The organism is Streptomyces flavofungini (genome assembly GCF_030388665.1).
Taxonomy (GTDB): Bacteria; Actinomycetota; Actinomycetes; order Streptomycetales; family Streptomycetaceae; genus Streptomyces; species Streptomyces flavofungini_A.
Map to the genome: position 1 here is coordinate 2,735,180 of NZ_CP128846.1, position 23,247 is coordinate 2,758,426.

Sequence of the window (23,247 nt, forward strand, 5' to 3'; positions counted from 1 at the left end):
CTACTGCGGCGGGTTGCCGTGCTTGCGCGAGGGCAGGTCGGCGTGCTTGTTGCGGAGCATCGCGAGGGAGTTGATCAGCACGGCGCGGGTCTCGGCCGGGTCGATCACGTCGTCGACGAGTCCGCGCTCGGCGGCGTAGTACGGGTGCATCAGCTCGGCCTTGTACTCCTTGACCATGCGGGCGCGCATGGCCTCGGGGTCCTCGGCGGCGGCGATCTGACGGCGGAAGATGACGTTGGCCGCGCCCTCGGCGCCCATGACGGCGATCTCGTTGGTGGGCCAGGCGTAGGTCAGGTCGGCGCCGATGGACTGGCTGTCCATGACGATGTACGCGCCGCCGTAGGCCTTGCGCAGGATCAGCGAGATCCGGGGCACCGTCGCGTTGCAGTAGGCGTAGAGCAGCTTGGCGCCGTGGCGGATGATGCCGCCGTGCTCCTGGTCGACGCCGGGCAGGAAGCCGGGGACGTCGAGGAGCGTGACGATCGGGATGTTGAAGGCGTCGCACATCTGGACGAAGCGGGCCGCCTTCTCGGAGGCCTCGATGTCCAGGACGCCCGCGAGGGACTGCGGCTGGTTGGCGACGATGCCGACGACCTGGCCGTCCAGGCGGGCCAGGGCGCAGATGATGTTGCGCGCCCAGCGCTCGTGGACCTCCAAGTAGTCGCCGTCGTCGACGAGTTCCTCGATGACCTTCGCCATGTCGTACGGCCGGTTGCCGTCGGCGGGGACCAGGTCGAGCAGTACGTCGCTGCGGCGCTCGACGGGGTCGTCGGAGGGCGCGACGGGCGGGTTCTCGCGGTTGTTCTGCGGGAGCATCGCGAGGAGGTAGCGGACCTCGGCGAGGCAGGTCTCCTCGTCGTCGTACGCGAAGTGGCAGACGCCGGAGGTCTCGGCGTGCACGTCCGCGCCGCCCAGGCCGTTCTGGGAGATCTCCTCGCCGGTCACCGCGCGGACCACGTCCGGGCCCGTGATGAACATCTGCGAGGTGTCGCGGACCATGAACACGAAGTCGGTCAGGGCGGGGCTGTAGGCCGCGCCGCCCGCGCACGGGCCGAGCATCACCGAGATCTGCGGGATGACACCCGAGGCCTTGGTGTTGCGCTGGAAGATGCCGCCGTACCCGGCGAGGGCGGAGACGCCCTCCTGGATGCGGGCGCCCGCGCCGTCGTTCAGGGAGACGAGGGGCGCGCCGGCCGCGATGGCCATGTCCATGATCTTGTGGATCTTGGTGGCGTGCGCCTCGCCGAGGGCGCCGCCGAAGATCCGGAAGTCGTGGGCGTACACGAAGACCGTGCGGCCCTCGACCGTGCCCCAGCCGGTGATGACACCGTCGGTGTACGGCTTCTTGGCCTCCAGGCCGAAGCCCTGGGCACGGTGCCGCCGCAGCTGCTCGACCTCCTGGAACGACCCCTCGTCGAGGAGGAGACCGATCCGCTCCCGCGCCGTCAGCTTGCCCTTGGCGTGCTGCGCCTCGGTCGCCTTCTCACTGGGTCCCGCCAGCGCCTGCGCGCGGATCTCGGCCAATTCGGCCACTCGGCCCCGCGCGTCGGTGGGCTCCCCCGCGGAAGATCCAGCTTCGTCCAAAACGGTCATGCTCTCGACCTTACGAAGGACACGAGGGAAAACGGACCGTCGACTCTGCACAGTCTCCGGACCGTTTTCCTGGCACCCCCGAACAGAAGCGCTGGGCGGTGCAGCCGAAGTGACTGCTCAGAGGCCCATTCGGCTGTAGGGATTCCACAACCCGCACGCATGAGACTCAGGTCACACCCAGGGTCGGAGCGGGCCGCTCCGGACGCGCTGCGCAGTCGCGGGTCACGGCCCGTGACGGTCATCGCAGGACGCCGACGGGAAGCCTCGCGCGGGTGCGTGGCACCCGCGCGGTCGGCGGAGGATACCGGCCCGGGCCGACAGCTCGCCGAATTGGCGGGCCCCGACAACCGGCGGCCGGTCGAGCGCGGCCCACGCGGGGCCCGCCGAAGGGCTTCCCGGCACCCTTCAGCGCCCTTGAGCGCCCTTGGGCACCCTCCGGGTCAGGCCCTGCTCAGGCCCGGTGGATCACGATGTCCCCGGCCCCCGTGCGCCCGCGCACCTGGACCGTCTCGCCGGAGTCGCCGGGACCCTCGGAGGAGCCGAGCGCCTGCCGCACGGTCCCGGCCTTGGTGCGGACATCGAGCCAGGCCGCGGTGCCCTCGCGGACGCCGACGTCGATGCGGCCCATGCCGGTCTCGACGACGACGCTGCCGCGCACGACCTCCCCGACCGCGATGGCGCCGTTGGCCGTCCTGATGCTGACGTCGGAGAGCGCGTGCCCGATCGTGATGGTGCCGTTGGAGGCCTTCACGCGCAGGTCGCCGACGACCTCGCCGACCTCCGTCGGGCCGTTGGAGTTCTTGATCACGGCGGCGCCGCCGACCTCCCCGAGGCGGACCCCGCCGGAGGCGGTGGTGACGTCGACGGGGCCTTCCGCGCGGTCGACGACGACCTGGCCGTATCCGGTGTGCAGCCGCGCCGCGCCCGCCCACTCGACCCGGACGTCCCCGGCCGAGGTCTTCAGCTCGCACTCCCCGAGGCGTCCGGTCGCGCCGAAGTCGGCCATGGAGGTGGTGACGTCCAGGTGCGAGCCCTCGGGGAGCGCGATCTCCACGTCGACGGACGAGCCCCGGCCGAACAGGGAGCGTTCCTTGGGGCCCTTGACCAGGAGCCGTCCGTTCGCGTACTCGACCCGGGTGCGCTCGGCCGCGCGCACGTCGGCCGGGCGCGACTCGGTGCTGGGGCGCACGTCGACGACGGTGTCGGCGCGGTCCGACGCGGTGATCCGCACCGTCCCCACCTCCAGGATCACCGAGGCGTAGACGGGCTTGGCGGTGTCGAAGGTTGGCATGGGGCTGTCCTCATCCTGATCCTGATGGGCCGTCCGGCCGTGCGTCCGGACGCGTCGTGCGTGCGGGCCGGACCCGACGACCGGCGGGGTGGGGCCGCTAACGCGCCCAGCCCGTATAGCTGTTGCCCGCGCCCTGGGGCCCGCGGGGCGTGGGCCGGTGGGCCGGGTCGCCCTGCTTGAGGGCGTCGGCGACGGTGCGGACCAGCCAGGCGTTGACCGACAGGCTCTCGGCCGCGGCGGCCTCCTCGGCCTGGGCCTTGAGGTGCATCGGAAGGCGGAGGTTGATGCGGGCCGTGCCGCCCTCCTCCGGCTCCGGCACGGGCGCGGGCGCCGGGGCGGCGGGCCGGGAGACGCGCAGGTCCACGGGCATCGCGTCGAAGCCCTCGCCCGCCGGGGCGGGGGTCACCACGAAGTCCGGATCGCCCCCACGCAGACGCACGTCGACCGAGCCCGGGGCCAGGTCTCGGGTAATCTCGTCCATGGCCGCGGACAGCACGTTCAACATGGTGAGCCGGGTGGCCGACTCCAGCGGCGCGATCAGACGCTCGGCGATCGCCCGGGCGTCCTCACCCCCGGCCTCTGCGGCGACCGCGAGCTCCTGCCGGAGCTGGTCGACATACGGCGTGAGATTCATGGCACCATTCTGGCACCACAGTGGCGCCATGGCAAGTTCTCAACGTCTCAAAACCGCCATCATCCCCGGCCCGCGACGGCGCCACCCGTAACGCCACGCACCCCCGACGCACCCTGGCGCGCCCCCGTCCGCGCCCGCCCGCCATCCGGGGGCGCACGCACCCGCCCCCGGCTCACACCCACCCGCACCACCATCCCCCCGACTGGAACTCCGCCACTCGGCCCCACTTCTCCACACTCGACGTGTAATCGCCTCGACACGCTCCGCTTGATGTTGAATATTGAACCGAGCAGCGTTACAGTCAATCTCGTTGAACCCTCAACTACTCACGGCCGTGGCTCAGCACCCCCGAAGGCCCGGGGCCCGGCCCGTCCCCCGAGGAGCACGTCATGGGAATCTTCAGCCGCAAGGACGACAACAGCGCCCCCGCGACCGCCGAGGCGGCCCCGGAACTCGGGGCGCTGACGGGTGAGTACACGCTCGACCCGGCGCACACGACGATCGGCTTCGTCGCCCGGCACGCGATGGTCACCAACGTCAAGGGCTCCTTCAAGGAGTTCAGCGGCACGCTGCACCTGGACGGCGCCGACCCGGCCGCGTCGACGGCCTCCCTCGACGTCGCGATGGACAGCATCGACACCGGCAACGCGGACCGCGACGGCCACCTGAAGAGCGCGGACTTCTTCAAGACCGACGAGTTCCCGCAGATGACCTTCCGCTCCACCAAGGCGGAGGCCCTCGGCGGCGACGACTACCGCATCACCGGCGACCTCACGATCCTCGGCACCACCAGGCCGCTGACCATCGACCTGGAGTTCAACGGCGCCGCGAAGGACCCGTTCGGCAACGAGCGCGTCGGCTTCGAGGGCAAGGCGGAGATCCTGCGCTCCGAGTGGGGCCTGACCTGGAACGCGGCCCTGGAGACCGGTGGCGTGCTCGTCTCCGACAAGATCAAGCTCAACTTCGACATCTCGGCGATCAAGAACGCCGCATGAGGCCGTGCCGCCGCGCGCGGCGGCACGGTACCGTTCGGCGGTGTCCGAGTTCCTGTCCCAACTGCCCGCCCTCATAGGCGTGGTCATCGGTGCCATGGGGTCGTACGTCGCCGTGGTGCGGGGCGAGCGGGTCCGGTTCCGGCGCGAGCGCGAGGCCCGCTGGGAAGAGCGGCGCCTCGCGGTCTACACCGAGTACGCGCGCGTACTGAAGCAGACCGTCACGCTCACCTACCGGATCGCCGCCCACCAGGGCAACGACCCGCATCCGCACCCCCTGTCCGCCGACGAGGCCGAGCCGCACCTCACCGAGGCCGCCGACACGCGCGACCTGGCGGGCGAGGCCCTGCTGCTGCTCGGCTCGGCGCGGGTGGTGGAGCGGGCCCGGGTGTGGGTGGTCGTCGTGATCGAGATGGAGCGGTTCCTGCGCGCGGGCACCCACGACCCGGATGCCTGGCAGGGCCTCCTCGCCCGCCAGCGGGCGGCCCGCGAGGGCTACTACGCCGCGGTGCGGGAGGACCTGGGACTGCCGCCCGGCCACTCGGGCCGGTGGGAGCTGCCCGGACTCGGGTCACCGCTCGTCTGACCACGCTGCGTACCGCGCCTCCCGGCCGGCCCTCACCCGGCGTGGCGCGCCGCCGCGGCCGCGGTGTGCTCCAGGATCGCCGCCACCAGCGGGCCCTGCACAGCCGGCGGCAGCGCGTGCCCCGTGCCCGGGATCTCGACCAGCCGTGCGCCGCCCACGACCTGGGCCAGGTGCTGCGGCTGCGGCGGCGGGAAGACCGGCTCGGCGGGGGCCAGCCTCACCAGGACCGGGACCTCGTTCCGCGCGAGGCGCGCCGTGCCCAGCATCCCCGAGTCGTCCGCGAGGCCGTGCGCCGCCGACGTCTCGTACGTACCCGCGTACGCGACGACACGCCGGAGGTGGCCGAGGCGGCCGTGACTCAGCCTCGACATGGGCCCACCGCAGGCCCGGGCACCGACAGCGCCTCTCGACGCGGCCCCCGGGGAAATGGGTGGTTGCGCCACGTACCCGGCCGTTAGCCTCGGCCCCGATGAAACAGCGACAGCAGAAGAAGCTCTCCCGGCGGCTCTTCGAGGCCATCTGGCAGGACACCCCCACCGTCGTGCGGTCCCTGCTGCGAGCCGGGGCCGACCCGGAGCGCCGCGACGGCGACGGGATCACGCCGCTGTACGAGGCCTCCGTGAACGGCCGGACCGCGATCGTCCGGCTGCTCCTCGCCGCCGGGGCCGCCCCCGACACCGAGAGCCTCGGGTCCGGCCTGGGCGCGGACGGCACGCCGTTGTGCGCGGCGGCCTGCTGGGGGCACACCGGGACCGTGCGCGCGCTGCTCGCGCACGGCGCCGATCCGAACCTCCGCGAGAGCCGGGGCACGGGCTGGTCCCCGCTGCGGTGGGCGCACCAGGGGCCCCACCCGGAGACGGCCGCCCTGCTGGTCGCGGCGGGCGCGACGGCCTAGGGCACGCGCCGACGGGGCGGCCGGACTACGCGCCGCCCGTCGGGGGCGCGGGCCCCCTCGGACGCCCCCATCGGCGCAGACGCCACCCCGTCGGACAGGCCCTAGAACCCGCCCCCGAAGTCCCCGCCCCCACCGAAGCCGCCCCCGCCGAAGTCCCCGCCGCCACCGAAGTCACCGCCGCCGAAGTCACCGGAGGAGAAGTCGGCGCCGGACACGTCGCCGCCCTCGTAGCCGCCCCCGCCGAAGTCCCCGTATCCGGCGCCGTAGCTCGCCGCGTACGCGGGGCTCGCCATCATCGAGCCGAGCATCGTGCCGACGAGGAGGCCGGGGAGCAGGCCGCCGCCGAAGTAGCCGCCCGCCCAAGGGCCGTAGGCGGGTCCGGCCTCCCAGTAGGGGCGTCGTTCGCCGGATTCGGTGGTGACGGTGCGGGCCATCGGGTCGTCGCCGTCGGCGAGGCGCACCGCGTCGGCCGCGCACACCGGCACCTCGCGGGGCGTGCCCCCGGCGGGGGTCCACTCGGCGTCCTTCACGGAGGGGCCGTGCCGGGGGTCGAAGAAGCAGGGGGCCCGGCGCTCGGGCAGCGGGCGGCCCTCCCGCCGGGCGGCGAGCAGCGCCAGCGAGAACCGGCCGTCCTCCAGGGCCTGGGTGACGGCCCGCACCTGTTCGGGGCGTTCCGCCGCGGCCATGAAGGACTTGGCCTTCTCATAGGCGTCCAGGGACCGTTCGTAGTCCGCGCGCATGGCGTCGTCCGCGCCCGCCTCCGCCGGGTGGAAGTCGAGCCGGTCCAACTCCTCGCCGAAGGCGGTGATGTCCTCGTCGACCACGACGCGCAGCTTGTCCAGGGCCGCGCGCTGCTCCTCCTCGCGGGCGCGGCGCTTGCGGCGGGCGATGGCGTAGGCGCCCGCGCCGCCCGCGACCACCACCGCGCCGACCCCGATCAGGGCGCCGACGGGCACGCCGTCGCCGCCGCCCGAAGCGCTGCCCCAGGACGCGGGGGCCGAGCCCGAGACCTGCGGGAGTGCCTGGTCGACGAAGTCGTTGAGCTGGGACTTCGCGTCCTCGCCCTGGACCAGCGAGGACAGGTTGCCGACGGCGTTGTTCGAGAGCACGGAGACGTCGGCCTTCGCGTCGAAGCGGTCGCCGAGGCGGACGGCGTACACGCCGGTGACGCCGGTGGCGGTGCGCAGGTCGCGGAAGAGGTCGTCGCGGCCGGGGAACGAGGCGGGGAGCACCGCGACGAACACCGGCTTGTCGGCCTTCTTGATCTTGTCGGCGAGGGCGTCCGCGTCGGCGGCGGAGAGCTGGGAGGCGGCGGCCTCGTCGACGTACACCGGGTTCTTCTTCAGGGCGTCGGCCACGGCCTGGACGTCCGTCACGGCCTGGGCTCCGGGCGCCGCCGTGAGCGTGGCGCCGAGGGCCAGGAGCAGTCCGGACAGGATCAGGGTCAGCCGCGACGCCGTCTGCCTGGTGGGCCTCATACTTCACGCTAACTCTTCCACGGCCGGAACGTTCCCTCCGTTCGGCGTGGAAAGCGCTCACCGCGTTCGGCTCCCGAAGTCTTGACGGGCCCTTGGGGCAGCAGTTAACTCACGACTTGAACTAAGGCATGACGTAGTCATGACATCCCCATGGCTTCCCGGCCCGGCCCCACGAAGGGCGGAGAACGTCCCATGCGCAGACCCTCCACACCCCGGCGCCTCGCGCGCCTGCTGACCGCCGGACTGCTCACCACCGCCGGGCTCACCGGCCTCGGCGTCTCCTCCGCCGAGGCGGCGGGCGAGCAGGTCTCCATCTGGCTGACCACGACCGACGACAGCGGCGGCCGCCACGTCACGCGGGGCCTGCAGCCGCAGACCCCGATCTCCTTCCAGCCGGGCACGGGCGGCGGCGGCACGAACATCACCGTCGACGAGAACACCCGCTACCAGACCTTCACCGGCGGCGGCGCCTCCTTCACCGACACCGCGGCCTGGCTGATGAACGGCAGCGGGGCGCTCACCCAGGCCAAGCGCGACGAGACGATGCGCAAGCTGTTCTCGCCGACCGAGGGCATCGGCCTGTCCTACATCCGCAACCCCATGGGCGGCTCCGACCTCGCCCGCTTCGGCTACACCTACGACGACGTGCCCGCCGGGCAGACCGACCCGGGCCTCGCCCGCTTCTCCCTCGCGCACGACCTCCAGGACGTGCTGCCGCTCACCAAGCAGGCCAAGCAGCTCAACCCGAAGCTGACGACCGTCGCCTCACCGTGGACGGCCCCGGCCTGGATGAAGGACAGCGGGCAGCTCAACGGCGGCTGGCTGAAGGCGGAGTACTACGGGACGTACGCCCAGTACTTCGTGAAGTACCTCCAGGGCTGGCGCGACAACGGCGTGCCCGTCGACTACGTCACCGCGCAGAACGAGCCGACCTGCTGCAACGGCTACCCGTCGATGAGCTGGAACGCCGCCGGACTCGCGTACTTCACGAAGAACGAGCTCCTGCCCAAGCTCGCCGGCGCCGGACTGCCCACCAAGGTCCTCGCGCACGACTGGAACTGGGACACCTACGACGCGTACGCCGCGCAGACCGTCGACGACGCGGCGGTGCGCTCGCACCCCAACTTCGGTGGCATCGCCTGGCACGGCTACGGCGGCGACGTCCAGAAGCAGACCGAGATCCACAACAAGTACCCCCAGCTCGACGCCTTCCAGACCGAACACTCCGGCGGCACCTGGATCGGCAATCCGCAGCGCGAGGACATGATGAACATCATCGACTACACCCGGAACTGGGCGAAGTCGGTGACGAAGTGGTCCCTGGCCGTGGACCAGAACCGCGGTCCGCACAACGGCGGCTGCGGCACCTGCGACGGACTGATCACCGTGCACAACGGCGACGGGCGGCACGGGCAGGTCGACTACACCATCGAGTACTACACGATGGGGCACCTGACGAAGTTCGTGCAGCCCGGCGCCGCCCGCGTCGCCTCCACTGCCAGCTCGGACGTGCCGAACGTGGCCTGGCGCAACACGGACGGCACGAAGGCCCTGATCGCCTACAACGACTCCGCTTCGGCGAGGACGGTCACCGTCAACTGGGGCGGGCAGCACGCGACGTACTCGCTGCCCGGCAAGACGTCGGCGACGTTCACCTGGAAGAGCTGACGGTTCGCCCGGGAGAGCCGGCGGTTCCCCCTCGGCCGCGCGTGCGGCCGAGGGGCGCCGGGGCCATGCCGTGCCGGACCTACTCGGTCGGCTCGACCCCGGCCCGCAGCAGGCCGTAGGTCACCGCGTCCTCCAGGGCCTGCCACGACGCGGCGATGACGTTCTCCGCGACGCCGACCGTGGACCACTCACCGTCGCCGTCGGTCGTGGAGATCAGCACCCGGGTCGTGGAGGACGTGCCGTGCTTGCCCTCCAGGATGCGGACCTTGTAGTCCACCAGCTCCAGCTTGGCCAGCTGGGGGTAGATCCGCTCAAGGCCCACGCGCAGCGCCCGGTCCAGGGCGTTGACCGGGCCGTTGCCCTCCGCCGTGGCCACGATCCGCTCGCCCTTGGCCCACACCTTCACGGTGGCCTCGTTGGCGTGCGAGCCGTCGGGGCGGTCCTCGGTGATGGCGCGCCAGGACTCCGTGCGGAAGTAGCGCCGCGAGCGGCCCTCGGCCTCCTCGCGAAGGAGCAGCTCGAAGGACGCGTCGGCGGCCTCGTAGGTGTAGCCCGCGAGCTCGCGCTCCTTGACGCGGTCCACCACCCGGCCGATCAGCTCGCGGTCGCCGCCGAGGTCGACGCCGAGCTCCTTGCCCTTGAGCTCGATGGAGGCGCGCCCGGCCATGTCGGAGACCAGCATCCGGATGCGGTTGCCGACGAGTTCGGGGTCGATGTGCTGGTACAGGTCCGGGTCGACCTTGATCGCGGAGGCGTGCAGGCCCGCCTTGTGGGCGAACGCGGAGACGCCGACGTAGGGCTGGTGGGTGGACGGGGTGAGGTTCACGACCTCGGCGACGGCGTGCGAGACCCGGGTCATCTCGCGCAGCGCGCCCTCGGGCAGCACCCGCTTGCCGTACTTCAGCTCCAGGGCGGCGACGACCGGGAACAGGTTGGCGTTGCCGACCCGCTCGCCGTAGCCGTTGGCCGTGCACTGCACGTGGGTGGCGCCCGCGTCGACGGCCGCGAGGGTGTTGGCGACCGCGCAGCCCGTGTCGTCCTGGGCGTGGATGCCGAGCCGGGCGCCGGTGTCGGCGGCGACGGTGGCGACGACGGCCTGGACCTGGGCGGGGAGCATGCCGCCGTTGGTGTCGCACAGCACGACGACGTCCGCGCCCGCCTCGGCCGCCGCGCGGACGACCGCCTTCGCGTACTCGGGGTTCGCCCGGTAGCCGTCGAAGAAGTGCTCGCAGTCGACGAAGACGCGGCGGCCCTCGGCGCGCAGGTAGGAGACGGTGTCGCGGATCATCTCCACGTTCTCGTCGAGGGTGGTGCGCAGGGCCAGCTCGACGTGCCGGTCATGGGCCTTGGCGACCAGCGTCACGACCGGGGCGCCGGACGCGAGCAGCGCCTTGACCTGCGGGTCGTCGGCGGCCTTGGCGCCGGGCCTGCGGGTGGCGCCGAACGCGACCAGCTGGGCGTTCTTGAACGTGATCTCGGCCTGCGCGCGGGCGAAGAACTCGGTGTCGCGCGGGTTGGCGCCGGGCCAGCCGCCTTCGATGAAGCCCACGCCGAAGTCGTCCAGATGCCGGGCGATGGTCAGCTTGTCCGCGACGGTCAGGTTGATGCCTTCGCGCTGCGCGCCGTCGCGCAGCGTGGTGTCGAACACGTGGAAGGAATCGTCGGGCCCAGGTGAGGAATCGTCGGGCCTGCTGGTTTCCGTCATGCTGTCTGGCTCCTGTGTCGGATGTCGGTCTACCGGAAGGACCGGCTCCACCACCTCCATGATCCCTCGCGCCTCGTTCGCCGACTGCGGGTGGGCCGGAAAACGAAAAGACCCCTCGCGGGTGCGAGAGGTCTGCGCGCGGGTCGAGGACGACGGTGTCCGCTCCGTACGTGATGCGTACGGGGCGGTCACTGCGGACCGGCGCGCTTGCTGCCAATAATCATGGCGAACACGAGCATGCCCGGCAGAGTGCCACAAGTGCTGTGGCACCCGCCTCGCTGTCTCACTATGCGGTCCGGCGCACGGGGCGCGCCCTGCGGTCCGCCTCAGGGCGCGCCCCGTGGGTCCGGCTCGGAGGCCGGGCTCAGCGCACGTTGCGGCGTACGAACACGTCGCGCGCCCCGTTGGTGTCGCCCGGGACCATGTTCGCCGCGTCCGAGGTGAACGCGAACCTCTTGGCGTCGGCGCTCAGGGCGTAGGCGGGCCAGCCCTGGTCCTCGCTCTGGCCGCCGCCCCGGGGCACGTTGACGCGCCGGGTCACGCCGTCCTTCAGGTCCCGTACGTACAGCGGGCCCTTCGCCGGGTCGCCCGTGGTGAGCCCGGACGCCGACGAGATGAAGGCGACGTGGCGGCCGTCGGGGCTGATGCGGGGCTGGTAGGAGTCGGCGTCGGTCTGGCCGCCGTCCGCCTTCCTCGTGACCTTCTTCAGGGCGCCGGTGCGGGTGTCGAGGCGGTAGACGTCGCTCTTGCCGTTGGTGTCGCCGGACACCATCGGCTCGGCCGTCTCGAAGGCCGCGTACCGGCCGTCCTTGCTCAGCGACGGCAGCCCGACCTTGAGGTCCTTTCCGGTGGCCGACAGGTCGAGGCGCTTGGTCGTGCCCGTGTTCACGTCGTACGTGTACGTCCTGCCGCCGAGGCCGGGGCGGACCTGGCCCAAGGTGTAGCCGACGTGGCGGCCGTCGGCGCTCAGGCTCAGCCCGCCGACGATCCAGGTGGGCTGCCCGGTGACGATCTCGCTCACGCGACGGGTGGTGCCCTCCTTGCGGTCGCGGAGGTAGATGCCGGTCCACATGCCGTCGCCGCCGCCGTCGCCGTGGTCCTTCAGGGCGGACACGAACGCGACGTACCGGCCGTCGGCGCTGACCCGCGCGCCGGTCGCGTAGTCCCCGAAGACGGGCTTGTCGTCGTCGGAGAGGCTGACGATCTCGGTGCGGCCGGTCCTGCGGTCCTTCAGGAACGTGCCGCTGTACAGGCCGCCCGCCCGGTCCACCTGCGCGGAGTAGGTGACGTAGCGGCCGTTCGCGCTGATCGAGGGGGCACCGGCGTGCGAGGTGTACTGCGCGCCGGAGTCGCGGAGGCTGATCCGCTCGACCTTCTTGGTGGACAGGTCGCGCAGGTAGATGTCGTTCCGGTCGTTGGTGTCGCCCCGCACCAGGTTGGTGGCCTCGGACGCGAACACGACGTAGCGGCCGTTCGCGCTGATGTCCGGTGCGTCGGACGGCGCGTCGGCCTGGGTGCCGCTCGCGCTCACGCTCACCCGCTCGGTGCGAGGAGCGGGGGCGCGGGTGTCCGCGGCGGCCGTGGCCGGCAGGACCGTGCCGGTGACAGCGGCGACGAGCGCGGCGGCGGCCGCCGCGCGGGTGGTGTGACGCATGGATGGTTCCCCCGTGAGATGAGTGCTCGGTTCTCGTACGTGGTGCCTGGATCCCGTGTCTTGTTCCCGGGTTCCCGGGTTCCTGTGCGCTGCTTGGTTCCCGTGCCTGTAGGGAGTGCCTCAGGGGCACTTCCGGTTGCTGGTCGGACTGTCCGTCTTCACTGTCCGTCCCGCACTGTCCGCAGGAACACGTCCGACAACCCGTTCGTGTCTCCTGTCACCGGATCGGGCGAAGCGGAGTCGAAGGCCACGACGCTGCCGTCGTCGTTGACCGAGGGCCGCCGGGCCGGAAGGTCGTTGCGCCCGCCCTCCGTCGCCGCTCAGGGATGCGCCGGACGAGCGGCCGTCGGCCGGGCCGCCCACGCGAAGGGCGTGCCCTCGAAGGACTGGCCGGCGCGGGAGACCTTGCCGACGGAGCGGTTGCGGACGTACACCGAAGTACACGTCGGTCAGACCGTTGGTGTCGCCCTCCCACACCGGACCGGCCGTCGTGAAGGTGGGCCTCGCGCCGAACCCCGCGGACAAGTCCTGTCCGTACGACGGCGCGTGGAGCTGTCCGCCGTTCCTGTCCACGCTGGCCCGCGTCGTCGTGGGCCCGGCGGGCCCGGGGTCGGCGCGGGTTCTCGCGGTCGTGCCCGCTGTGCTCGCCGTGCTCGCCTCGCTCATGAAGGTCCCCCGTGGGTGGGTTCAGCGGGTGTGGCGCAGGAAGACGTCCGTGCTGCCGTTCGTGTCGTCCGGCACCAGGTCGGTGGCGGCCGAGGTGAAGGCGACCGCGCGGCCCTCGGCCGTGACGGCTCCGGGCACGACGGCGCCGGGGCCGACGGGTGCGCGCCCGCCGGTGCGGACGTCGAGCAGGGTGAGCGCGGTGCCGTCCGCGCCCTCGGCCAGGACGGCGTGCCGCGCGTCCGGGCTCGCGGACCGGGCGGGTGCGTCGGCGACCTCGCGGGCCGCGCCCTTGCGCAGGTCGTACGCGTACGTCCGGCCCCCGGCGACGAAGAGCGCGCCGCGGCCGTTCTCGGCGAGCTGGACGAACCCGGCCTCGCCGAGGCCCTGGTCGAGCTGCGTCGTCGCCCCGGTCCCGCGGTCGCGGACGAACAGGTCCGCGCCGTCCGCGCCCCGGGTCACGTACGCGAGCAGCCCGCCGTCGGCGCTCAGGGACGCGGCCCCGAACCAGCCGTCGCCGCCGATCAGTTCGTCGGCTCCGGTGGCGAGGTCACGGACGCGCAGGTCCTGGGCGGGGCGGAAGCGGTCGCCCGAGGTGTAGGCGACCGTGCCGCCGTCGGGCGAGACGGCGCGGAGCAGGCCGGTGCCGTTTCCCGGCGCCCCCACGTTCACGTTCCGGCCGGTGTCCCGGTCGTAGACCATGGGCGCCGGGGACTTGGTGCCCGCCGTGTGGCCGACGCGGCGGCCGTCGCGGCTGAGCACCGGCGTGCCCCAGGAGGAGTCGCCGTCGTTCGGGATCGGGGTGAGTTCGCCCGTGACCCGGTCCTTCAGGACGAGGCAGGCGTACGTCTGCTGATGGCAGCGCAGCCGCTCCGCCTTGGTGGCGAAGGCGACGTACCGGCCGTCGGCGCTGATCCCGGCGTCCAGGGAGCGCCCGTCGAGCTGCGTCCCGTCGCCCGCGGTGCTCACCCGCTCGGTGCGCGGCGCGCGCGGGCCCGCGTCGGCCGCGGCGGCCGACAGGGTCGCACCGCTCACCGCGAGGGCGAGTGCCGTGCCCAGCAAGGCCATCGCGCACCTCATGCGCGCCTCCCCCGTCATCGTGTGTGCCGTATGAAGACGTCGGACACGCCGTTGGTGTCGCCCGGCACGACGTCGGTCTCCGCCGAGGTGTAGACGACGGTGCGGCCCTTGGCGCCGACCGCGCCGGGGACGGCCGAGCCGGTGCCGACGACGTGCACGCGGCCGGTGCGCAGGTCGCGCAGGCGCAGCGTCGACGCGTCGTCGGAGTAGAGGAGGTGGCGGCCGTCGGGGCCGACGGCCTTGGCCGAGGTGCCGGAGAAGTGCCTGACCTTGCCGCTGCGCAGATCGCGTACGTAGGCGCCGTTCGCGGAGTTCAGCACCACCGTGCGGCCGTCGCCGCTGATCTCGACGAGTTCGGAGGCGGTGCCGTCGTCGACGCGCCGGAGGCTGCCGGTGTCGCGGTCGCGGACCCAGACCTGTTGGGTGCCGGCGTCCTCGTAGGCCACGAAGCGGCCGGTGTCGCTGATGGAAGGGTTCACCATGTCGCGGGCGGCGTCGGGCGGTCCGTCGCTGACGACCTCGCGGGTGTCGGTGGCCCAGTCGTAGACCTCGATCCGGTACGGGTCGGCGGGGTGCTGCGGGCGCAGGACGTACGCGACGTGGCGGCCGTCGGCGCTGATCTCGGACTCGCCGGAGCCCTCCTTGAAGCCCTTGGCGTCGACGCGGCGCTTCTCGCCCGTCGTCAGGTCCATCACGTACGCGTTGGTGGTGTGCGAGCCCCAGTCGAGGTACGTGGCGAACCGGCCGTCGTCGCTGATGCTCGGCGCGGTCAGGCTCTCGCGGATCCTGCTGACCTCGCGGGAGTCCTGGTCGCGGATGTGCGCGGAGCTCTGGGGCCGCGGATGGGTGTCGGGCGTGAGGTTGGTGGCCGCGCTGCTGAAGGCGACGTGCCCGCCGTCCTTCGTGACCGTGGCGGCGCCCGAGGCGCCGTTGGCCTCGGTGCCGTCGGCGGCGACGCTGACGCGCTCCACGCGGGGCGCGGAACGCTCCGCGGCGGCCGAGGGGGCTGACGTTCCCGACGCCTCGGCCGGTCTCGCCGCGTGCGCGGCCGACGGTGACGCGACGGCGGCGAGCGCGGTGGCGAGCGCGGCTGCGGACACGGCACGGGCTGCTCTGCGCATGATTCCCCCCGGAATCCCCTCGCGCGCCCGTGGTGCCTCCGGGTGCGCCTCCCCCGGCCCGGCGCCGGGGACCCACCGGGATACAAGCGCTTTCTCCGGCGCCCCGCAATCCGCAGGAGTACGTACAACCTGGACGGCCCCGCACGCGTCCGAGGCGCGGGGGTCACCCCTGCGGAGCGAGCGTTTCGTCCAGAAACTCCCTTGCGTGGGTGAGGACTTGAGCCCGTCCGGTGCCGCGCAGGCCGATCGCCACATGGATGGAGAAGCCGTCGAGCAGCGCCCGCAGCCGGGCCGCGTACCGGTCGGGGTCGACGGCCCTGAACTCCCCGCGCGAGACGCCCTCGGCGAGCAGCGCCACCAGGTCGCGGTGCCAGGAGCCCTCGATGGCGGCCTGCCGGTCACGCCCCCGCTCGTCCGCGTCTCGGGACCGGTTCCACACCTCCAGCCAGAGGATCCAGTGCGGGTCGCGGTGGCCGTCGGGGACGTACAGCTCGACGTACGCGTCCAGGCGGGCGCGGGCCGGTCCCTGCCGGGCGAGCAGTCGTCCGCGCTCGGCGCCGAGCCGCCCCTCGCTCCACTCCAGGGTGCGCAGGAGCAGTTCGTCCTTGGAGCCGAAGTAGTAGAGGAGGTGGCCGCTGCTCATGCCGACCTCGCGGCCGAGCGCGGCCATGGTGAGCTGTTCCAGGCCGCGGTCGGCGATCATCTCCATGGCCGTCGCGAGGACGTCCTGTCGCGGGGGCGCGTTCTTGCGTGCGCTGCGCGGGGCACTCGCTTCGGCCACGTGGTCACTCCGGCTGCTGGGTCCTTGGCTGCTGCTGGGTGATGCAGTGGATGCCACCACCTCCGGCAAAGATCGTACGGGCGTCGACGAGCGTCACGGTCCGCCGTGGGAACAGCCGCCGGAAGATGCCCGCGGCCAGCTCGTCGTGCGGGTCGTCGAAGGCGCACAGTACGACGCCGCCGTTGCACAGGTAGTGGTTGATGTACGAGTGGTCGACCCAGCCGTCGTCGTCGGCGAGCGCGGTCGGCGCGGGCACCTCGACGATCTCCAGGGTCCGGCCGCGGGCGTCCGTCCGCCCCTTGAGTACGCCGATGACCTCACGGCTGACCTCGAAGTCCGGGTGGGCCGGGTCCCGCTGGGAGTGGACGAGGACGACGCCGGGGGCGGCGAACGCGGCGACGATGTCGACGTGGCCGAGGGTGCCGAAGCCGTGGCCCGGGTAGTCGGCGGTGAGGCCGCGCGGCAGCCACAGGGCCTTGCGGGTGCCGATGCGGGCGTGCACCTCCGCCTCGACCTGCTCCCTGGTCCAGCCGGGGTTGCGCTCGGGGCCGAGCTGCACGGTGTCGGTGAGGAGCACGGTGCCCTCGCCGTCGACGTGGATGCCGCCGCCCTCGTTGACCAGGGGCGAGGAGTGCGTCTGCGCGCCCGCGAGGTCCGCGACGTGGCGGGCGATCTTCGCGTCGTGCTCCCAGCTGGCCCACTCCTGGGCGCCCCAGCCGTTGAACGTCCAGTCCACGGCGCCGAGCCGGCCCGCGCCGTCGGTCACGAACGTGGGGCCGATGTCCCGCATCCAGGCGTCGTCGAGCTCCCGCTCCACCAACTCGATGTCCGGGCCGAGGAGTTCCCGCGCCGCCGCGGACTGGCCGGGCCCGCACACGACGGTGACCGGCTCGAAGCGGCGCACGGCACGGGCCACCGCGGCCCAGGCGCGGCGGGACTCCGCGAGCGCCGCGGGGTCGTCGAAGGTGACGTTCGGCCCCGGCCAGGCCATCCAGGTGCGCTCGTGCGGCTCCCACTCGGCGGGCATGCGGAAGGTCATGGCTGCGGTCCTCACAGGAAGTACAGGCGGTTGAGGGAGACGAAGTCGGCGGGCTCCGAGCGGAGCGGGTCGCCGTCGAGGCTGACCAGGCCGGTGCGCTGGTCGACGTCGACGGCGCCGGTGCGGGAGTTCAGGCGCAGGTCGGCGGGGCCGATGCCGCGGGTGCCGCGCACGGCGACGCGGCGGCGCCGGGTGGGCATCAGGTCGTTGCCCTGCGCGACGGCGGCTCCGGCGACGAAGGCCACGGAGATGTCGGCGGGCGTCGCGCCGTACGCGCCGAACTGCGGGCCGAGGACGAGGGGTTCGCAGGTGTCGGTGGCGGCGTTGGGGTCGCCGACGACGCCGTAGGCGGGGAAGCCGGACTTCAGCACCAGCTGCGGCTTCGCGCCGAAGAACTCGGGCCGCCAGAGCACGATGTCGGCGAGCTTGCCGACCTCGATGGAGCCGACCTCGTGGGCGAGGCCGTGGGCCAGCGCCGGGTTGATGGTCAGCTTGGCGACATAGCGAAGGACGCGTCCGTTGTCGTCGTGCGGCCCGTCGCCCTCCATCGGCCCCAGCTCGGCCTTCATCTTCCCGGCCATCGCGAAGGTCCTGCGGACGGTCTCACCGGCCCGCCCCATCCCCTGTGCGTCGGAGGACGTGATCCCGATCGCGCCGAGGTCGTGCAGGACGTCCTCGGCGCCCATGGTCCCGGCACGGATGCGGTCGCGGGCCATGGCGGCGTCGCCCGGCAGGTCGGTCTTCAGGTCGTGGACGGACACGATCATGCCGTAGTGCTCGGCCACCGCGTCCCGGCCGAAGGGAAGGGTGGGGTTGGTGGAGGAGCCGATGACGTTCGCCACCCCCGCCATCTTCAGCACGTTCGGCACGTGCCCGCCGCCGCACCCCTCGATGTGAAAGGCGTGGATCGTCCGCCCCTCCAGCACGCTCAAGGTGTCCTCGACCGACAGGCACTCGTTCAACCCGTCACTGTGCAGCGCGACTTGGACGTCATGCTCTTCCGCGACCCGCAAAGCGGTGTCCAACGCCCGCGTGTGGGCGCCCATGTCCTCGTGCACCTTGAACCCGGATGCCCCGCCCTCCGCGAGCGCCTCGATCAGCGGCGCCTCGTCGGACGAGGAACCGCGCCCGAGGAAGCCGATGTTGACCGGCCACGCGTCGAAGGCGTTGAACGCGTGCCGCAGCGCCCACGGCGAGTTCACGCCCACCCCCCACACCGGCCCGAACTCCTGGCCGATGACGGTGGTGACACCCGAGGCGAGGGAGGCCTCCATGATGCGCGGGGACAGAAGGTGCACGTGAGTGTCCACGGCACCGGCGGTGGCGATCAGCCCTTCACCGGACACGATGGAGGTCCCCGTGCCCACGACGACGTCCACACCGTCCAGCGTGTCCGGATTCCCGGCCCGCCCGATGGCGTGGATGCGGCCCTCGCGGATCCCGATCGACACCTTCCGGATCCCCAGGACGGCATCGATCACCAGCACATTGCTGATCACGACGTCACAGGTCTCCCGCACGGCGGCGGCCTTCAGGTGCAGCCCGTCCCGCGCGGTCTTGCCGAACCCGGCCAGGAACTCGTCCCCCGCCGCCTGCGCGTCGGACTCCACCCGCACCACCAGACCGGAATCACCCAGGACGACCCGGTCCCCGGCCCGCGGACCGTGCACCGACGCGTACTCGTAGGGGTCCATCACTCGCCCTCCTCAGGGGTGCTCGCACCGAGATAGCCGCAGGCCGCCGCCCTGCGCAGGGCCTCCTCCTTCGCGCCGGGCGCGTCCAGCGGCCCGTCGACGAGCCCGGCGAAGCCGATCGCGACCCGCGCGCCGCCGATGGGCACGAGCCCCGCCTCGACACGCTCACCGGGCCCGAAGCGCAGGGAGGAGCCCGCCGGGACGGCCAGCCGCATGCCGTAGGCGGCGGCCCGGTCGAAGTCCAGGCGCGGGTTGGCCTCGAAGAAGTGGAAGTGCGAGGTCACGCTGACCGGCACGGTCGCGGTGTTGTGCACGGCGAGGGTGACGGCGGGTTCGCGGTCCGGCGCGGGCGGCGCGGGCCTGAGCGCGCCGGGGGCGTTCGGGCCGAGGGAGCCGCCGCCGATCGGGTCCGCGACCGCGGCGAGCCGCGACCCGTCGTCGAAGACGGCCTCCACGTGCACCTCGGTGACGACGTCCGCGACACCGGGCAGCACGTCGTCGGGGCCGAGGACGGAGCGCGCCCGCTCGATGGCCTCGGCGAGCCTGGCCCCGTCGCGGGCGGCCTCGCAGACGGTGTCGGCGATCAGCGCGGTCGCCTCGGGCACGTTGAGCCTGAGGCCGCGCGCCCTGCGGGCCCTGGCCAGCTCGGCGGCGCCGAACAGCAGCAGCCGATCGCGTTCCGTGGGGGTAAGGCGCACGCCGCCACTCCTCACATCCGTGGGCCATCGGATCCGGACCGGATCCGCACCCGGACCCTCCGGATCGACCACTTAGAGCACCACTCTAAACACCACGCCTCCATACCTCCAGACCAAAAGCGCGAGCAAACCATTGACGGCGCGGCATGACGTGCTTCACATTGAACGACACTCAAACACCCGCACACACCGAAGCCCGATTCGAACGAGCGTCAGGGGCAGCCCATGCCGAGAGAACAGCGCGGAGTAGACACCATCCCCGAGGAGGAACGCACCAGCGGTCCGCGGGACGTGGTCTCGATCCTCCTCGGCTCCAACCTCTGCCTCGGAGTGATCGTCTTCGGCTGGCTGCCGGTCTCCTTCGGCCTCGGCTTCTGGCAGTCGGTGAGCGCGGTGGTGGCGGGCACGCTGATCGGCACGGCGCTCACGGCGCCGCTCGCGCTCGTCTCGCTGCGGACCGCGACGAACCTGTCCACGTCGTCGGGCGCGCAGTTCGGCGTGCGCGGCCGGCTGGTGGGCTCCGTCGTGGGACTGCTCCTGTCCCTCGGCTACACCGCGCTGACCATCTGGATCGGCGGTGACGTCATGGTCGGCACCCTGCACCGCCTCACCGGCATGCCGACGGGCGGTCTCACCTACGCCCTGGTGTACGCGCTGCTCGCGGCGGCGACGGTGACCGGAGCGGTGTACGGCTACCGGGTCCTGCTTCGCCTCTCGCGCATCCTCGCGGTCGGCATGACCGCCCTGCTCGCCCTCGGCCTCGTCGCGTACGCCCCCGACTTCACCGCATCGGCGCTGCCCGCCGCGGGCGGCTACGCGCTCGGCTCGTTCTGGCCGACGTGGCTCCTCGCGCTCGTCGCCGCGGGGCTCTCCGGGCCCATCGCCTTCATCACCCTGCTCGGCGACTACACCCGCTACGTCTCACCCGCGCGGCACAGCTCCCGCTCCGTGCTGCGCGCCACCTGTCTCGGCCTGACAGCCGGGCTCCTCGTCCCCCAGCTCTTCGGCACCTTCACCGCCTACGCCGCCCGCGCGGCCCTCGACTACGCCGAGCCGCTGGTCGCCGCCGCGCCCGGCTGGTACCTCGTCCCGCTCCTGCTCGCCGCGTCCGCCGGGTCCGTCGGGAACGCCGGGCTGATGCTGTACTCCATGGGGCTCGATCTGGACGCGATCGTGCCGCGGGCGTCGCGGGCGCGGGCCACGTACACCGTGGCGGTGGTGGCCACCGGGTGCGTCTTCGCCGGTCACTTCGCCTGGTCCGCGCAGGACGCGATGACCTCCTTCGTGCTGCTCCTCACGGCCATCGGGACGCCGTGGGCCGTGATCACCCTCATCGGCTTCGTGCGCTGTCGCGGGGTGTACGACGCCGACGCCCTCCAGGTGTTCAACCGGCGCTCCCGGGGCGGGCGTTACTGGTATCGGTCCGGGTGGAATCCCGGGGCGACGGCGGCCTGGGCCCTGGGTGCGGCCGTCGGGCTCCTCGCGGTGTCCCTGCCCTGCTGGGAGGGGCCGCTGTTGCCCCTCACGGGCGGGGTGGACTGCAGTTTTCTGCTGTCGGGGGTGGTGGGGGGCGTCGCTTACGCGATGTGCCCCTATCCCGCCCCTTCCCGCCCCTGGGGCTCCGCCCCAGACCCCGCTCCTCAAACGCCGGAGGGGCTGTCCCCCACCCACTCGCCCCACCTGTCCACGGACTGACCGAACAGCCCGGCACATTTCAGCCCGTCGCGGGGGTACGCCCTGCTCCTCAAGAGCTCGGGGGAGCTTGAGGACGAGGCGCGGAGCGCCGATACGGGTTCCGGGGCGAAGCCCCCCACGCGGCGGAGCCGCACCTCGTCACAGCCGGGAAGGGACGGGGCCGAGGAAAGCCCCCGGCAAGGCACCCACCCTCACCCCACCTCCAGCACAGCCTTCCCCCGCAACCGCCGCCCCAGCAGTGCCTCCACCGCGCCCCCGACATTCCCCCAGTCCCCCCGCCACGTCTCCCCCGCGTCGAGCCGCCCCCCGGCGACCTCCCCGGCCAGCCACTCCAAGTCCCGCCCGAGTCCACCACACCCCAGCAGGAAGAAGCTCACGATCGACCGCCCGTGCCGCCCCTGGTCCCCGTACAGCACCCCGTGCGCGAAGTGCTCGTCGTCCCCACCCGAGTGCCCCACGGCGACCAGCACCCCGCCCTCCGCCAACTTCTCGTACGCAGAGACCAGTTGCCGCCCGCCGACGAGATCCACGACTCCGTCGAGCACCCCCTCGACCTCGGCGGGGTCGGAGACGACGGCGTGCGCGCCGAGACCCCGCAGCATCTCCCCCCGCCCCACCGGATCCCCGGTCGCGGCGACCACGTGCGCCCCGCCCCGCCGGGCCAGCTGCACGGCGTACCGCCCGACCCCACCCGTGGCCCCGGTGACCAGGACCCGCCGCCCGAGCAGGGGCCCCACCCGGTGCAGGGCCCGCAGCGCGCTGGCCCCGGCGACGGGGATCGTGCTGATGGCGCCGAGGTCGGCTCCGGGCGGGACCACACCCATGAACCGGGTGTCCACGGCGCGGAGTTCGGCCCAGCCGCCGGCTTCGCCGAGGGTCACGACGGGGGTGCCCGCCGAAGGCCCGGAGCCATCGGCGGCGGCCTGCTCGACGTACCCGGCGGCGTCCCAGCCGAGCACGGTGCCGGGTGCGGCGCCCGGCACGACACCAGCGACCTCACCGTAGTTGAGGGAGGTCGCGACGACCCGGACGAGCGCCTGGTGCGGGGCGGGTTCGGGGTCGGGCGCGGTGCCGAGACGGAGTCCGGCGGGGGCTGCGGGGTCGACGAGGAGAGCGCGCATGAGGGAGCGCCTTTCAGCGGGGAGGCAGGAGGAAGGGAAGGGCGGGTGGGCGCCCCGAGGCGCCGACCGGCCTTCGCCATAGTGCCACTGAGTGGCATTAGCGCTCAAGAGGCATTGGCTACCGGACTACACTCCCTCCATGGACTCCGCCCGCCCCACCACCCCGCTCCCCCTGCGCGAGCGCAAGAAGCTCCGCACCCGGCAGGCCCTGGTCGACACCGCCCTGGAGCTGTTCACGGAGCGCGGCTTCGACGGCGTCACGCTCGACGAGCTCTGCGACACCGTGGAGGTGTCCAAGCGGACCTTCTTCCGCACGTTCGCCAGCAAGGAGGACGTGGCCTGCGCGCCGCTGCACGACCTGTGGACGGCGTTCCTGGCGGACCTGGAGCAGGTGCGGCCGCGGGGCGGACCGTTGCACGAGCTGCTGCGCGACGTCCTGCTCGGCACGCTCGACCGGATGCCGGACGAGCAGTGGGCGCACCGCGTGCTGCTCAGCCGCCGTCTCGCCGCGCGGAATGCGTCGATGGACGCGCACGGCCTCGCGTTCTGCGACCGCACCGGCCGCGCCGCCGTGGACATCGCCGTGCGCCGCTTCGACCTCGGCGGCGCCCCGGACGGCCCGGACCACCTCCGCGTCCATCTGGCCGTGGACCTGCTGGTCGCCGCCTGGCACCGGGGCCTGGACTCCTGGACAACCGGCACGTCCGCGCCCGAACGGGCCGCTCTCGCCGCCGCGTTCCGGCGCGCGAGCGCGGCCCTGCCCGAGAGCCTGGCGCTCACCGCGCACCCCGCGTCCCCTGCCCCGGCCCGGAACGGCACGGAGGCCGGGCCCGGCAGATGACTGCCGGGCCCGGCCTCC

The 23,247-nt window shown here is 72.9% G+C and carries 18 protein-coding genes and 2 pseudogenes; 6 read left to right on the forward strand and 14 right to left on the reverse strand.

Going from position 1 to position 23,247, the window contains the following annotated elements; all coding sequences use genetic code 11:
* From QUY26_RS10695 to QUY26_RS10705, 3 genes are all read right to left on the reverse strand, one after another.
* Window positions 1-1,593, reverse strand: coding sequence for an acyl-CoA carboxylase subunit beta (locus tag QUY26_RS10695; RefSeq protein WP_030361920.1), 1,593 nt, complete (start codon window positions 1,591-1,593; stop codon window positions 1-3).
* Between the two features lie 451 nt (window positions 1,594-2,044).
* Entirely contained in the window at window positions 2,045-2,884 is an 840-nt protein-coding gene (locus tag QUY26_RS10700) for a DUF4097 family beta strand repeat-containing protein (protein ID WP_289945380.1), read from the reverse strand.
* 97 nt (window positions 2,885-2,981) lie between these two features.
* Window positions 2,982-3,518 carry a toxin-antitoxin system HicB family antitoxin gene (locus QUY26_RS10705; RefSeq protein ID WP_289945381.1) on the reverse strand — a complete coding sequence of 179 codons (537 nt, stop codon included), beginning with the start codon at window positions 3,516-3,518 and terminating at the stop codon, window positions 2,982-2,984.
* Between the two features lie 389 nt (window positions 3,519-3,907).
* Here QUY26_RS10705 and QUY26_RS10710 point away from each other — a divergent pair, with 389 nt between their 5' ends.
* Both QUY26_RS10710 and QUY26_RS10715 read left to right on the forward strand, forming a co-directional pair.
* Window positions 3,908-4,513, forward strand: coding sequence for a YceI family protein (locus QUY26_RS10710; protein WP_289945383.1), 606 nt, complete (start codon window positions 3,908-3,910; stop codon window positions 4,511-4,513).
* A 40-nt stretch (window positions 4,514-4,553) separates the two neighbouring features.
* Window positions 4,554-5,096, forward strand: coding sequence for a hypothetical protein (locus QUY26_RS10715; RefSeq protein ID WP_289945385.1), 543 nt, complete (start codon window positions 4,554-4,556; stop codon window positions 5,094-5,096).
* A 32-nt stretch (window positions 5,097-5,128) separates the two neighbouring features.
* Here QUY26_RS10715 and QUY26_RS10720 read toward each other — a convergent pair.
* Window positions 5,129-5,431: pseudogene (locus tag QUY26_RS10720) on the reverse strand (alpha/beta fold hydrolase); the annotation flags it as partial.
* A 134-nt stretch (window positions 5,432-5,565) separates the two neighbouring features.
* Here QUY26_RS10720 and QUY26_RS10725 point away from each other — a divergent pair.
* Window positions 5,566-5,991 (forward strand): ankyrin repeat domain-containing protein, encoded by a 426-nt coding sequence (locus QUY26_RS10725; protein WP_289945388.1) that lies wholly within the window; start codon window positions 5,566-5,568, stop codon window positions 5,989-5,991.
* Window positions 5,992-6,092: 101 nt separating this feature from the next.
* Here QUY26_RS10725 and QUY26_RS10730 read toward each other — a convergent pair whose 3' ends face one another.
* Window positions 6,093-7,469, reverse strand: a complete 1,377-nt coding sequence (locus tag QUY26_RS10730; RefSeq protein WP_289945391.1) for a hypothetical protein — start codon at window positions 7,467-7,469, stop codon at window positions 6,093-6,095.
* A gap of 192 nt (window positions 7,470-7,661) precedes the next feature.
* On the opposite strand from QUY26_RS10730, the pseudogene QUY26_RS10735 reads away from it, so the two are divergent.
* Window positions 7,662-9,128 (forward strand): annotated as a pseudogene (locus QUY26_RS10735) (glycoside hydrolase family 30 protein); the annotation flags it as partial.
* An 88-nt stretch (window positions 9,129-9,216) separates the two neighbouring features.
* Here QUY26_RS10735 and cimA read toward each other — a convergent pair.
* From cimA to ureA, 8 genes are all read right to left on the reverse strand, one after another.
* Window positions 9,217-10,842, reverse strand: coding sequence for a citramalate synthase (gene cimA, locus QUY26_RS10740; protein WP_289945392.1), 1,626 nt, complete (start codon window positions 10,840-10,842; stop codon window positions 9,217-9,219).
* A gap of 364 nt (window positions 10,843-11,206) precedes the next feature.
* Window positions 11,207-12,496: a TolB family protein gene (locus QUY26_RS10745; RefSeq protein WP_289945394.1), complete on the reverse strand. Its 1,290-nt coding sequence runs from the start codon at window positions 12,494-12,496 to the stop codon at window positions 11,207-11,209.
* A 687-nt stretch (window positions 12,497-13,183) separates the two neighbouring features.
* Complete coding sequence (locus QUY26_RS10750; protein WP_289945396.1) at window positions 13,184-14,227, reverse strand: hypothetical protein; 1,044 nt, start codon at window positions 14,225-14,227, stop codon at window positions 13,184-13,186.
* 26 nt (window positions 14,228-14,253) lie between these two features.
* Window positions 14,254-15,360, reverse strand: coding sequence for a protein TolB (locus QUY26_RS10755; RefSeq protein WP_289945397.1), 1,107 nt, complete (start codon window positions 15,358-15,360; stop codon window positions 14,254-14,256).
* Between the two features lie 163 nt (window positions 15,361-15,523).
* Window positions 15,524-16,069: a TetR/AcrR family transcriptional regulator gene (locus QUY26_RS10760; RefSeq protein ID WP_289955643.1), complete on the reverse strand. Its 546-nt coding sequence runs from the start codon at window positions 16,067-16,069 to the stop codon at window positions 15,524-15,526.
* 76 nt (window positions 16,070-16,145) lie between these two features.
* A complete protein-coding gene (locus QUY26_RS10765; protein WP_289945398.1) occupies window positions 16,146-17,180 on the reverse strand; it encodes an agmatine deiminase family protein in 1,035 nt (344 codons plus the stop codon).
* An 11-nt stretch (window positions 17,181-17,191) separates the two neighbouring features.
* A complete protein-coding gene (locus QUY26_RS10770; protein ID WP_289945399.1) occupies window positions 17,192-18,874 on the reverse strand; it encodes an urease subunit alpha in 1,683 nt (560 codons plus the stop codon).
* Window positions 18,874-19,572, reverse strand: coding sequence for an urease subunit gamma (gene ureA, locus QUY26_RS10775; protein ID WP_289945400.1), 699 nt, complete (start codon window positions 19,570-19,572; stop codon window positions 18,874-18,876). The genes QUY26_RS10770 and ureA overlap by 1 nt, the downstream gene beginning before the upstream one ends.
* Before the next feature lie 225 nt (window positions 19,573-19,797).
* Here ureA and QUY26_RS10780 point away from each other — a divergent pair, with 225 nt between their 5' ends.
* Window positions 19,798-21,267, forward strand: a complete 1,470-nt coding sequence (locus tag QUY26_RS10780; protein ID WP_289945401.1) for a cytosine permease — start codon at window positions 19,798-19,800, stop codon at window positions 21,265-21,267.
* Between the two features lie 191 nt (window positions 21,268-21,458).
* On the opposite strand, the gene QUY26_RS10785 is transcribed toward QUY26_RS10780, so the two are convergent.
* Window positions 21,459-22,388 carry a zinc-binding dehydrogenase gene (locus QUY26_RS10785; protein WP_289945403.1) on the reverse strand — a complete coding sequence of 310 codons (930 nt, stop codon included), beginning with the start codon at window positions 22,386-22,388 and terminating at the stop codon, window positions 21,459-21,461.
* Window positions 22,389-22,527: 139 nt separating this feature from the next.
* Here QUY26_RS10785 and QUY26_RS10790 point away from each other — a divergent pair, with 139 nt between their 5' ends.
* Entirely contained in the window at window positions 22,528-23,229 is a 702-nt protein-coding gene (locus tag QUY26_RS10790) for a TetR/AcrR family transcriptional regulator (protein WP_289945405.1), read from the forward strand.
* Window positions 23,230-23,247 lie beyond the last annotated feature (18 nt).